Source organism: Actinomadura rugatobispora, from assembly GCF_055379765.1.
In genome coordinates this window covers 12,196,263-12,208,872 of the sequence record NZ_AP029191.1, presented here as the reverse complement: position 1 = coordinate 12,208,872, position 12,610 = coordinate 12,196,263, and the positions used below count along the sequence as shown (strand labels likewise).

At 74.5% G+C, this 12,610-nt stretch carries 10 protein-coding genes; 2 read left to right on the top strand and 8 right to left on the bottom strand.

The features are described from left to right. Position 1: 1 nt before the first annotated feature. Positions 2-1,633, top strand: a complete 1,632-nt coding sequence (locus tag ACZ466_RS54810) for a class I adenylate-forming enzyme family protein (protein ID WP_378281930.1) — start codon at positions 2-4, stop codon at positions 1,631-1,633. Beyond that, complete coding sequence (locus ACZ466_RS54805) at positions 1,623-3,188, top strand: class I adenylate-forming enzyme family protein (protein WP_378281931.1); 1,566 nt, start codon at positions 1,623-1,625, stop codon at positions 3,186-3,188. The genes ACZ466_RS54810 and ACZ466_RS54805 overlap by 11 nt, the downstream gene beginning before the upstream one ends. 117 nt (positions 3,189-3,305) lie before the next feature. Here ACZ466_RS54805 and ACZ466_RS54800 read toward each other — a convergent pair whose 3' ends face one another. From ACZ466_RS54800 to ACZ466_RS54765, 8 genes are all read right to left on the bottom strand, one after another. Further along, the gene (locus ACZ466_RS54800; RefSeq protein WP_464042505.1) at positions 3,306-4,118 is read right to left on the bottom strand and encodes a FadR/GntR family transcriptional regulator; all 813 of its coding nucleotides are present in this window, start codon (positions 4,116-4,118) and stop codon (positions 3,306-3,308) included. Between the two features lie 100 nt (positions 4,119-4,218). Continuing rightward, the gene (locus ACZ466_RS54795; protein ID WP_378281933.1) at positions 4,219-5,046 is read right to left on the bottom strand and encodes an amidohydrolase family protein; all 828 of its coding nucleotides are present in this window, start codon (positions 5,044-5,046) and stop codon (positions 4,219-4,221) included. Continuing rightward, positions 5,043-6,734 (bottom strand): class I adenylate-forming enzyme family protein, encoded by a 1,692-nt coding sequence (locus ACZ466_RS54790; RefSeq protein ID WP_378281934.1) that lies wholly within the window; start codon positions 6,732-6,734, stop codon positions 5,043-5,045. Before ACZ466_RS54790 ends, ACZ466_RS54795 begins: the two co-directional genes overlap by 4 nt. Then, positions 6,731-7,492 (bottom strand): enoyl-CoA hydratase/isomerase family protein, encoded by a 762-nt coding sequence (locus tag ACZ466_RS54785; protein WP_378281935.1) that lies wholly within the window; start codon positions 7,490-7,492, stop codon positions 6,731-6,733. The genes ACZ466_RS54790 and ACZ466_RS54785 overlap by 4 nt, the downstream gene beginning before the upstream one ends. A 5-nt stretch (positions 7,493-7,497) precedes the next feature. Further along, positions 7,498-8,697, bottom strand: a complete 1,200-nt coding sequence (locus ACZ466_RS54780; RefSeq protein WP_378281936.1) for an amidohydrolase family protein — start codon at positions 8,695-8,697, stop codon at positions 7,498-7,500. Positions 8,698-8,738: 41 nt separating this feature from the next. Continuing rightward, positions 8,739-9,920: an acyl-CoA dehydrogenase family protein gene (locus ACZ466_RS54775; RefSeq protein WP_378281937.1), complete on the bottom strand. Its 1,182-nt coding sequence runs from the start codon at positions 9,918-9,920 to the stop codon at positions 8,739-8,741. After that, the gene (locus ACZ466_RS54770; protein ID WP_378281938.1) at positions 9,917-10,957 is read right to left on the bottom strand and encodes an acyl-CoA dehydrogenase family protein; all 1,041 of its coding nucleotides are present in this window, start codon (positions 10,955-10,957) and stop codon (positions 9,917-9,919) included. The genes ACZ466_RS54775 and ACZ466_RS54770 overlap by 4 nt, the downstream gene beginning before the upstream one ends. Beyond that, positions 10,957-12,513, bottom strand: a complete 1,557-nt coding sequence (locus tag ACZ466_RS54765; RefSeq protein WP_378281939.1) for an acyl-CoA synthetase — start codon at positions 12,511-12,513, stop codon at positions 10,957-10,959. Before ACZ466_RS54765 ends, ACZ466_RS54770 begins: the two co-directional genes overlap by 1 nt. Between the last annotated feature and the right edge of the window lie 97 nt (positions 12,514-12,610).

The following is a 12,610-nucleotide window of genomic DNA, read 5'->3' as shown; positions in this document are numbered from 1 at the left end:
CATGACCGCGCATGTGAACGAGGACGCCCGCACCGTGGGGGAGGTGCTGCGGCTGAGGGCGTCCGACGTCCCCGGCCGCACCTTCCTGGTCTGCGATGACGAGCGGCTGACCTACCGCGAGACCTTCGAGGCGTCGGGCCGGCTCGCCAAGGAGCTGATCGCTGCGGGCGCCGGCCGCGGCACCCACGTCGGCCTGCTGATGCCCAACGGGGCCGGTTTCGTGCTCGGCGCCCTGGCGGCGGCCCGGATCGGAGCCGTGGCCGTCCCGATGAGCACGATGTCCACCGCCGCGGAACTGCACACCCTGGTCGACGGCTCGGACACCGCCCTCCTCCTGGCCGCGCCCTCCTACCGTTCCAAGGACTTCCGCGCCCTGCTCGCGGAGGCCATCGGCCTCGACACGGACCGGCCGCCGCCGCTGCCGTCGACCGCCGCGCCCAACCTGCGCCGGGTCTTCTTCCTCGGCGAGACCGCCGGGGCCGGCGAGGACGGTGCCGGCCTGCCGCGCGCGGGCGAGGCGGTCGGCGACGACCTCCTCGCCGCCGTCGAGGCCGACGTGGCGCCGTCGGACGACCTGGTGATCGTGCACACCTCGGGCTCGACGAGCGCCCCGAAGGGCGTCGTGCACACCCACGGCGCGCTGCTCGACCACCTGCGCGTGCTGAACGCGATGCGCGACTACGGCCCGGACGAGGTGCTGTTCTCCAACTCGCCGTTCTTCTGGATCGGCGGCTTCTCCTACACCCTCCTCGGGACGCTGCTCGCCGGGGCGACGCTCGTCTGCTCGCGCGCCGCCGAGCCGTCCAAGGTGCTGGACGTCATCGAGCGCGAGCGGCCCACGATGGTGAACGGCTACGCCTCGTCGGTCGCGGCCCTGGCCGCCGACCCGAGCTACCCGCGCCGCGACCTGTCGTCCATCCGCCGCGGCAACCTCTACCCGATCATGCCCGAGAGCGCCCGGCCCGCCGATCCCGGGCTGCGGCCGAACATGCTCGGGATCACCGAGGGCGGCAGCGTCGTGCTCGCCGACGACCACGACGAGGACCTGCCGGAGGGCCGGCGCGGCTCGTTCGGGCGGCCGGTCCCCGGATACCAGGCCCGGATCGTCGACCCGGAGAGCGGCGCCGACCTCCCGCCGGGGGAGAAGGGCGAGCTGTGGCTGCGCGGTCCCGCGCTCATGCGGGGCTACCTCGGCGTCGAGCGCTTCGACGCCTTCGACGAGGACGGCTGGTTCCACACCGGCGACGCGGCCCGCACCGACGAGGACGGGCACTGGTACTTCCTCGGCCGCGGCGACGACCTGATCAAGACGTCGGGCGCGAGCGTGTCGCCGGCCGAGGTGCAGGACGCGATCCTCACCGCCACCGGCCTCTCGTCGTACGTGCTCGGCCTGCCCGACGCCGACCGCGGCCAGATCGTCGCGGCCGTCCTGGTCGTCGGCGGCGCGGACGGCGAGGAGAGCGCGGAGGGGCCGCCGCCGGACGCGGCGGGGTTGCGCGCCGCCCTGGCCCCGGTCCTCTCGCCGTACAAGATCCCCCGCGCGGTCCGTGCCGTGCCGGTCGACGAGGTGCCGCTGCGCTCCAGCGGCAAGGTCGACATGAGCGCCCTCGAGGAGTTGTTCGGTGACCGCTGACACCCCGCAGACGATGCCCGCCGCGCTCGCCCGGCTCGCCGCGGACGCCCCCGGCCTGGACGCCCTGGTGACCGTCACCGACCGGATCACCTGGGCCGGGCTGGACCGGGCGTCCCGGGACCTGGCGGCCGTGCTCGCCGCACACGGCGTCGGCCGCCGCACCCGGGTCGGGCTGCTGATGGAGAACGGCATCGACTGGGCCGTCTGCGCCTTCGCGGCCATGCGCATCGGCGCCGTCCTCGTCCCGCTCAGCACGCTGTCGCGCCCGCCCGAGCTCGAACAGCAGCTGCGCGTCGCCGCGGTGGAGCGGCTGGTGCTGGTCGACGGGTTCCGCGGCCGCGACTACCTGGAGGAGTTCGCGGAGCTGCTGCCCCTCGGCGCGGAGGACGGGCGCACGCCCAGGCTCCCCGCGCTGAGGTCGGCCTGGCGCTGGGACGAGCTGCGGGCCCGGCCCGCGCCGGCCGCCCCGTACCGGGACCTCGCGGCCGCCCTGGAGAGCCGGGCCAGGCCCGCCGACGATCTCGCGATCATGTTCACCTCCGGGAGCCGCGGACTGCCGAAGGGCGTCATCCACACCCACGGCAACGCCCTGCGCGCGGTGGCCTCCGGGTTGGCGGCCCGGAGCGTGCGGCCGGAGGAGCGGCTGTACATCCCGATGCCGTTCTTCTGGATGGGCGGATTCGGCGGCGGCCTGCTCACCGCGCTCGTCGCGGGCGCGACGCTGCTCACCGAGGCCGTCCCCGAACCCGAGCAGACGCTCGAACTGCTGACCCGCGAGCGCGCGACGCTGTTCCGCGGCTGGCCCGACCAGGCCGCCCGGCTCGCGGCCCATCCGCGCGCCGCCGAAGCCGATCTATCGTCCCTGCGGCCGGGCAGCCTCGCCGGCGTCCTGCCGCCGGAGCTGCGGGGCCGGCCGGGGTCGCGGGCGAACCTGTTCGGGATGACGGAGACCTTCGGGCCCTATTGCGGCGACCCCGTCGACCGCGACATGCCGCCCGACGCGTGGGGCAGCTGCGGGACGCCGTTCGAGGGGGTGCGGGTACGGATCGCCGACCCCGGCACCGGGGAACCGGCGAAGCCGGGCGACCACGGCGAGATCTGGGTGCGCGGCCCCAACCTCATGCGCGGCATGTGCGGCCGGTCCCGCGAGGAGGTCTTCACCCGGGACGGCTGGTACCGGACGGGAGACCTCGGGCACCTCGGCGACGATGGGCGCCTGTGGTACCACGGCCGCCTCGACGACATGCTCAAGATCCGCGGTGTCACCGTGTACCCGTCGGAGGTGGAGGCCGCACTGCTGGGCGTCCCCGGCGTCCGGCACGCGTTCGTCACCGACCTCGCGGGCCCGGACGGCGCGGCGCTGCTCGCGGCGGCCGTCGTCCCGGACCGCGACGCGCCGCTGGACGAGGCCGGCGTGCGCGCGGCGCTGCGGGAGCGGCTGAGCGCGGTCAAGGTGCCCGGCGTCCTGCGGGTGCTGGCGGCCGGCGCCGACGTGCCCCGCGTCGCCAGCGGCAAGGTCGACAAGGCCGCCCTCCAGCGCCTGCTCGCCCGCTGAGCGGGAGCGCTCCGGGTGCCGGTGGTGACATTCTGAGGGGGCGACCCCTCAGACTCCCCGGCAAGAGCAGACTGACCGCCACCCTCCACTCCGCCGGCGCTCCGCTCCGGGTGCCGGTCAGTCGAGCGCCGGGGTGATCGTCGCGGCGCGTATGGTCGTGCTCTCCGCCCACGCCAGCGTGTTGTCACGGGCGAGCGACAGGTGCGCCGCCGCCAGCGTCTGCGCGCGGTCCCCGTCCCCGGCCTCGATCGCCGCCAGCAGGTTCTCGTGCGCGCGGATCGCGTCGCGGCGGACCGCGCGCGACATCGGCGCGTCCGGGGACTCGGCGTCGGCGGCCTCGGCCGCCGCCGACCGGGCCGGGCCGTGCCCCGTGGCCACCGTGCTCCAGACCGCGGACTCGTGCGCCGACCAGATCGCCTCGAGCGCGCCGACCACCACGATCATGGTGTCGCTGCCGCACAGCTCCACCATCGCCTCGTGGAACCGCCGGGCGTTGGGCACGTAGGCGTCCAGGTCGTCGATCTCCGCCAGCTGGCGGTCCAGGATCGCGCGCAGCGCCGGGACGACGGTCTCCGCGCGGTCGGGACGGGCCGCGCACATGCCCGCGCAGATCGGCTCGATCCGGGTGAGCGTGGTGCTGACGTCGGCGGCCGTGGTGAGCCGCGCCTGCAGCAGCATGCCGATCATCTGGGCGGCGCGCCCGACCTTGGGGGCGCGGACGACGGAGCCGCCCACGTTCCCGCGGCGGACCAGGAGCAGCCCGTCGTTCTCCAGGATCCGCAGCGCCTCGCGGAGGACGCCGAAGCTCACCTGGAGCTCGGCCATGAGCTGCTCCTGCGGCGGCAGGACGTCGCCCTCGCGCAGCTCGCCGTTGAGGATCCTCTCCCTCAGCCGCGCGGCCACGAGTTCCGCAAGCAAAGGTGGCCGCACGAACCGCTCCCCGTCGAAAACCCGGCGCCATGAACCAGCCCCATGGCGTGCTGCCGAGCATAGTCGGCCGGGCCGTGCGGCGCCGGTCGGCGCCCGCCGGTCACGCTCCGGGACCGAAGAACCCGGCGGCGTTGCCGCCGAGGAAGGCGGCGAGCACGTCCTCCGGAAGGTCCAGGGCGCGCGCCTCGGTGACGCAGCGCGTGATCGGCAGCACCGGGGAGTCGGACGCGAAGATCACGCGGTCGCGGCCCCGGCCGCGCATGTAGCGCAGCAGCGGCTCGGGCAGGCGGCGCGGGGACCAGGCGGAGGTCATCAGCCGGAGGTTGCGGTACTTCATCATCAGCCGGATGGCCACGTCCCACCACGGGTCCGCGCCGTGGTGCATGCACAGCCTCAGCTCGGGAAAGCGCTGGCAGACGCGGTCCAGATGCATGGGGTGCTGCGCCTCACCGGCGATCGGCGGACCCGGCAGCCCGGTGGCCAGGCAGAGCGGGAGGTCCCACTCGCAGCACTTGGTGTACAGCGGGTAGTACACCGCGTCGCTCGGCGGATACCGGCCGTCGCCCCAGAAGCTCGGCCCCACCTGCGCGTAGGCGACGGGATGGGAGCGGCGGAACGCGTCGAGCGCCCGCAGCGTCGGCATGGGCTTGAGCAGGTCGAGCCGTCCGATGCCCAGCGCGAACCGGTCCGGGCGCGCCTCCACGTAGGACAGCGCGCGCTTCGAGGGCTCGGCGAGACCGGTCAGGAGGATCGCCCGGGTGACGCCGTTGGCGTCCATCTCCTCGATGAGGGCCTCCCGGGACGTGCTCTCCAGCATCTCGTCCCCGGCCCTGAAGTAGTCCTCCTTGACGCGGACCATCCAGTCCGGCTGCGCGCGGTCGCCGAAGTCCACGTTGACCAGGCAGTCGATCACTCCGGGCCCGGTCACGGCGCCGTCCTCCCGGGGCCGGGCTCGGCGGCGAGCAGCGCGGTGCGCAGCACCTTCCCCGCCGCGTTCCGGGGCAGCGGTTCGGTCCGCAGCCGCCAGGCCGTCGGCACCTTGTACGGCGGCAGCGCCGACCGGCACCAGTCGGCCAGCTCCCGCTCGCCGGCGGCGGCCTTCTCCCGCAGGACCACGAACGCCATCACCGCCTGCCCGGTCACGGGGTCGTCGATCCCGGCGACGGCGCTCTCCTCGACGTCGGGATGGGCCTCCAGCCGGTACTCCACCTCCGACGGGTGGACGTTCTCCGCCGAGACGAAGATCAGATCGCCCGCCCGGGAGTTGACGTAGAGCAGCCCGTCCTCGATCCGCCCGATGTCCCCCATCGCCAGCCACCGGCCGGGGCCGAACACCTCCGCCGTGGCCTCCGGATCGTCCCAGTAGCCCAGCATCGTGTACGGGCTCCGGACGTGGACGAAGCCCTCCGACCCGAGGGGGAGGGCGGTGCCGTCCCCGTCGCGGACGGAGACCTGGACGCCGTCCTGCAGCGGCCCGGTCGACTCGGGGTGGGCGATGAAGTCGGCGCCGCCGATGCTGGCGACGATGCTGCCGCCCTCGCTGCTGGTGTACCCCATCCGGAAGCCCGCCGCCGCGGACGGGAACGCCTCGCTGAGCTGCCGCTTGACCGCCGGGCTCATCGGCGCGCCCCCGACCACCACGCTCGCCAGGCTGGACAGGTCGTACCGGTCGCGCTCCGGATGCGCGGCGACCCGGGGCGCGGCGCTCCCGACCGACAGCCACACCGTCACCCGCTCGGACTCGATCGCGCGCAGCGTGCGCTCCTCACCGAACCGTCCCGGGCGCATGATCAGCAGCCCGCCCGAGACGGTGAACATCAGGACGGCCCCGTACAGGGCGGACAGGTGGAACAGGGGAGGGGTGACCAGGACGCGCGCCGGCGGGGGCGGCGCCGCGGGCATCGCCCCGGCCCGCACCAGCGTGTTGAACCGGTTGCAGGCGACGAACCCGACCACCGAGCGGTGGCTGTGCGCGACGGCCTTCGGGCGGCCCGTCGTCCCGCTGGTGAAGATCAGCACCGCCGGGTCGTCCTCCTCCGCCGCCGGCACCGCCGGCGGCGCGGCGCCCGCGCCGGTGATCCGGTCGTAGAGCTCGGGGGTGAACCGCAGCCGGGGCAGGCCGGGCGCGGCGCGCGCCACGGCCTCCAGCCGCCGGTCGTCGCCGAGCACGAGGCGCGGCGCCACCAGCGCCGCGGCGGCCTCGATCTCCGGGTCGCTCCAGAAGCCGTTCATCGCCACGACCACGCCGCCGGCGGCCAGCACGGCCCAGAAGCCGATGACCCACTCGATGCAGTTGGCGGCGATCAGCCCCACCCGGTCGCCGGGCTCCACCCCGTGCTCCTCGCGCAGGATCCGCGCCAGCTCGGCGACCGCGGACAGGTGCTCGCGGTAGGTGAGGCGGCGGTCCTCGTCGGCGAGGTACTCGCGGTCGGGGTAGGCCGCCGTGGCGGTGGTCAGCAGCTCCAGGATCGAGGCGGCCCGGTCGGCGAACACGGCCATCCGCTCGCCCAGGACGTCCTCCTCGACGACCGCGAACCGCCCGCCCGGGGCGATGAGCGAGCGTCCGAACCCGGTGCGCGAGGCGTTGGGGAAGGTTTCCTTGATGAGGTCGCTCATCGCTCCGCGCTCCTGCCCGCCCGCACCGCCGCGACCGCGCGCCGCTGCGCCGCCGCCTCGTTCTCCAGGGCCTCGGTGAACGTGCTGTTCCAGGCGCCGTCGATGAGGCCGAGGGTGTCCGCGGCGGCGCCGGGCGCGCACTGGGCGAGCCGTTCCGACCAGTCGTCGGCCACGGCGTCGAGTTCGTCCGCGGGGACCACGAGGTTGGCCAGGCCCAGCTCGCGGGCCTCGGCGGCGTCGACCAGCCGTCCGAACAGGGTGAGCTCCTTGGCCTTGTGGGCGCCGACGACGCGGGGCAGCAGCCAGCTCAGCCCGCCGTCCGGGGTCAGGCCGCGCCGGGAGAACACCGCCCCGAAGCGCGCGCGGTCCGAGGCGAGGACGATGTCGCAGCCCAGCGCGATGCTCATGCCCACGCCGACGGCCACCCCGTCCACCTTCGCCAGCGTCGGCTTCGGCATGGCGTGCAGCCGGACGATGATCGGCGAGATCTCCCGCATCTTCGCCGAGACCTTCTCCGACGAGGCGTTGATGTTGCCGGACAGATCGGCCCCGGAGCAGAACTCCCCGTCCGCGCCGGACAGGACGAGCACGCGGGCGTCCGGATCGTGCTCGAACCGTTCGAGCGCCTCCGCCAGCAGCCGCCACGACTCGGCGTCGAGCGCGTTCTTGACGCGCGGCCGGTTGAACACCAGGTGCGCGATCGTGCCGGGCAGGTACCGGACCGGGGGTTCGTCGGTGCCGGGTTCGGTGTGGGCCATGGCGCTCAGCCGCCGACGGGCATGCCGAGGCACTCGGCCAGGTTGTCCCGCATGATCCGGCGGACCGCGGCGTCGTCGAACCCGCCGAGCTGCTTGGTGAAGTCGGTCGGCTCGGCGAGCCCCTCGCCGTGCGGCCAGTCGGACCCGAAGAGCACCCGCTCGACGCCGATCGCCCCGGCGAGCTCGGCGACGTCGTCCTCGAAGTACGGCGCCACCCAGACGTGCTCGCGCAGCGTGTCGCCCGGATCGGCGGCGAAGCGGCGCGGCTGCTGGTTGGCCAGCTTCCGCAGCCGCTTGACCAGCAGCGGGACCCAGGGTGCCCCGTTCTCGATGCTCATGACCTTGAGGGCGGGATGCCGGTCGAAGACGCCGTGGATGATCAGCGACCCGATCGTGTCGTGGATCGCGCGGTCGCTGATCACGAGCTTGGTCAGCGGATCGATGTGGAACGGGTCGTAGTCGGCGGGTCCGCCCCACGCGGCCGAGATGTGCGTGTAGCCGCTGTCGGAGAGGTGGAAGGCGACCGGCACGCCGGCCTCGGCCAGCCGCGCCCAGACGGGGTCGTGCGCGGGGTCGCCGAGGGAGCGGGGCCGGCCGTCCGCACCCGGGACGGGCGCGGGCCGCACGCACACCACGCGGGCGCCGCGGTCCAGCACCCGGTCCAGTTCCACCGGCGCGGCGGCCGGGTCGGCCAGCGAGATCATCGGCGCGGCGTACAGCCGGTCCCGGTAGGCGAACCCCCAGTCGTCCTCGAGCCACCGGTTGAACGCCGTCAGCGTCGCCATCGTGGCGGGGACGTCGTGCCGCAGCGCCTGCTCCACCCCGCATCCCAGGGTGGGGAAGAGCAGCACGAGATCGAGCCCCTGCGCCTCGACCTGCTCGACCCGCGCGTCCCGGTCGCGGTACTCGGGGTGGATCGGCTCGACCACCCGGAGGCTGTCGGGGTCCACCCCCTCCGGGATCTCCCCGCGGAAGTAGGGGTCGAGCGCGCCCGGGACGAGCACCGGATCGAAGGTCGGGTCGGGGATGAACCGGTTGACCTTCTCCCCGATCAGGATCATCGTCCGGTCGCCGGTCTGCACGACCTGGACGCCGCGGCGGCGGAACCTCCGATCGAGGTGCCTGGTGAAGGCGTCCACGGACTCGTAGTAGTGGTTGTCGGCGTCGAACGGCCGGAACGGCCGGCCGCCAAGTGTCATGGGCATGGACGTTTCTCCTCTCGTGGCGTCCTCACTGCCTCACCGCCTCACTGCGAGCGCGGCAGGCCCAGGCCGCGCTCGGCGATGATGCGGCGCTGGACCTCGCTCGACCCGCCCCAGATCGGCATGATCACCGCGTGCCGGAACTCCTCGGCGAACGCGCCGCCGGCCACGGCCAGCGGATCGCCGACCTCGCGGAGGCCGCGCGGGCCCAGCAGGTCCAGCAGCACGGACGAGAACCGCAGCCGGGACTCGGCGTGGAAGAGCTTGTGCATCGACGCCTCGACGGTCGGGATCCCGCCGGTCGCCTCGATCCAGCAGCTGCGCCGTCCCAGCAGCTTGGCGACCTCGACGTCGATCGCGAGCCGGGCCAGCCGCTCGCGCACGGTCGGGTCGTCGATGGACGCCGAGTGCGCCGCGCCGCGCTCGCCCTCCGTCTCGCGAGCCGCGTCCCGCGCCGCCTCGACGATCGTGTTCAGCAGCCGCGAATCGTCGCCGACGCCGCTGCGCTCGTAGGTCAGCGCCGTCATCAGCACGTCCCAGCCGCCGTCGACGGCCCCGACGCGGGCGCTGTCGGGCACCCGGACGCCGGTGTAGTGGACGGTGTTGGTGCGCTCCCCGCCCAGCGTCCGGATCGGGTGGACCTCGATGCCCGGCGTGTCCATCGGCACCAGGAACATGGTGAGCCCCCGGTGCTTGGGCCCCTCGGTGCTGGTGCGGGTGAGGAGGAAGACGTAGTGCGCCTCCTCGGCCAGGGTCGTGAACACCTTCTGGCCGTCGATCACCCAGCCGTCGCCGTCCCGCTCGGCCCTGGTGCGGGCGGACGCCACGTCCGAGCCGCCCTGCGGCTCGGTGTAGCCGAGGCAGATCAGGATCTCGCCGTTGATCGCGCGGGGGATGATCTCGGCGCGCATCCGCTCCGACCCGGCGTCCAGGAGGGTGCGCGCCACGAGCACGGTCATCCCCATGCCCTCGGTCGGCGCGTGCCGCTTCTTCAGCTCCTCCCGCATGGCCATGAGCTCCAGCGGGCTGCGGCCCTGGCCGCCGTACTCCTTCGGCCAGCCCGCGGCCAGCCAGCCGCGCCCGGCGAGGGCGCGGTGCAGCTCCCAGTCGTGCATGGAGCCGCTCGCCCGCACGCGGTCGCGCACGTCCGGGGTGAGGTGCTCGTCGAGGAACGCGGCGACCTCCCGGCGGAAGGCCTCGCTGTCGGCGCCGAGTTCGAAGTTCATGGGCGTCCGCCTCGCCGGTCTCCGGCCTCGCCGAACAGGTGGTCGGCGACGCGCTGGTACTCCCGCTGCACCGACCCCCACACGAGCGGGTAGGCCTGGGCGCGCCGGTAGTAGAGCTGGATGTCGTACTCGGTGGTGAATCCGTAGCCGCCGTGGAAGTGCAGCGCGTCCGCGGTGACGGCGACGGCCTGCTCGGCCGCGTAGCAGAAGGCCATGGCCGACAGCGCGCGGGCGCGCGGGTCGTCCGCGTCGGCGGCCCAGGCGGCCTCCCGGACGAGCAGGCGCGCCCCGTCGACCGCCGTCGCGTGGTCGGCGAGCTTGTGGGAGACGGTCTGGAACGACCCGACCGGCCGGCCGAACACCCGCCGCTCCCGGACGTAGGCGACCGCGATCTCCAGCGCCCGCGCCGCCAGGCCGACGAGCTGCGCGGCCGTCAGCAGCTGCCACTCGGACCGCGCGGCCTCGAAGGCCAGGCGGGCCGGTTCGGCGCGCGCGACCGTCTCGACCTCGGCCCCGCCCGATTCCCCGGACAGGTCGCGGTCGGCGAGGGGCATGCCGCCGAGGTTGGCGGCGGCGGCCATCGGCGGTTCGGCGAGGACGGCGGTGAGGGCGCCGCCGTCGTAGGCGAGCACGATCTCGGCCACCGCGCCGGCGGGCACGAGCTCGGCCGCCCGCCCGCGCGTGGGGTGCGGGACCAGGGTCGCGATCCGCCCGTCCGCGCACCGCGCCGCGAGCGCGTCCGCCGCAGGGCCGCCGCACCGCCGGAGCAGCCGCGCGGTCACCAGGCTCTCGACGACCGGCGCGCTGGCGAGATGGCGGCCGGCCGTCTCGGCGATCAGGACGAGCCGCAGCGCCGTGCAGTCGTCCTGGTCGAGGGCGAGGGCGGGCACGCCGATCCCGTTCAGCGTCGTCCAGAGCGCCGGGTCGAACCCGAGGCCCTCGGCCGCCCTGACGCGGTCGGCCGAGGACTCCTTCGCCAGGGCGGCGTCCAGGACGGAGACCAGTTCCTCGTCCTCCGGGAGCAGCGCCAGATCCATCAGGTCCCCGCCGTCTCCGCCAGCAGCTGCTCGCGCAGCCGCCGCTTGAACAGCTTGCCGGTGTCCGAGCGCGGGAGCGCGTCGGCGAACTGGACGCGGCGCGGGCACTTGTACCGCGCCAGAGCGGACGTGCACCAGTCCGTCAGCTCGGCGGCCAGTTCGGGCCCGGCGCCCGCCGGGTCGACCGGCTGGACGACCGCGACCGCGATCTCGCCGAGATCGGGGTCGGGCAGGCCGAGCACGGCGGCGTCGTACACCTTCGGGTGTTCGAGGAGGCGGTTCTCGGCCTCCTGCGGGTACACGTTCACCCCGCCCGTGATGATCATGAAGGAGGCGCGGTCGGTCAAGTACAGGTAGCCGTCCTCGTCCAGCCGCCCGACGTCGCCCACGCTGCGCCAGCCCTGCGCGCTGGTCGTCTCGGCGTCCTTCCCGGGGTCGTTGAGGTAGGTGAAGCCCGCGGCGACCTCGGCCCAGATGACGCCGGTCTCGCCGGCGGGCAGCTCCCGGCCCTCGTCGTCGCAGATGTGCAGGGCGCCCATCAGGGAGCGGCCGACCGAGCCCGGCCGCGCCAGCCACTCGTCCGGGGTGATGAAGGTGAAGCCGGCGCCCTCCGAGGACGACCAGTACTCGTGGACGATCGGCCCCCACCAGTCGAGCATCGCCCGCTTCAGCTCGACCGGGCAGGGCGCGGCGGCGTGCACGACGCCCCGCAGGCTCGACACGTCGTGGCGGAGCCGCTCCGCCTCCGGGAGCTTCAGCATGCGGGTGAACATCGTGGGCACGAACTGCCCGTGGGTGACCCGGTGCTCCTCGATCAGCCGCAGCGCCTTGCCGGGCTCGAACCTGGACATCAGCACCACGGTCGCGCCGACCCTGAGCGCGGTCATCGTCCAGATGATGGGCGCGGAGTGGTACAGGGGGGCGGGGCACAGGTAGGTGGAGTCCCCGTCGACGCCGATGAGCCCGACCAGGAGGGTGAACATGTCCTCGGCCGGGGACGCGGGGGCGGGGCGCAGCGGGCGCTTGATGCCCTTGGGCCGTCCGGTCGTCCCCGAGGAGTACTGGAGCAGGTCGCCCTCGAACTCGGTGTCGCGCTCGTAGTGCGGGGCGCTCGCGAGGACGCTCTCGTAGTCCTCCCAGCCGGGGGACGCGCCGCCCCGCAGGAGCCGGTGCCCGACGCCGGGCGCGAGGTCGGGGCCGAGTTCCGCGTGGACGGGGAGGTTCGCCGAGGCCAGCAGCGCGCGGGCCCCGGAGTCGCCGATGATGTGGGCGATCTCGGCGGCGCCGAGATGGCTGTTGAGGGTGACGAAGTAGAGCCCGGAGATCCGGCAGGCCCAGGTCATCTCCAGGTACGCGGGGGTGTTCTCGGACAGGATCGCGACGACGTCGCCCGCCCGCATGCCGCGTTCCCTCAGCGCGCCGGCCAGCCGCGAGGCGCGGTCGGCGAGCTCGCCGTGGGTGAGCGTCTCGCCGGAGTCGCAGATGACGGCGGGCCGGCCGGGGTCGGTTCCCGCCGTGGGCAGCGCCTGGAGTGCGGCCGTCGCGTGAGTGGTCATGGCGCCTCCGTGGCCTGTGCGGGCGGTGTGCGTGCGGGACGGGTCGGTGCGGGGCGGGTCTGCGGGGGCCGGACCGGAGCGGGCCGGGTGCGCGCCG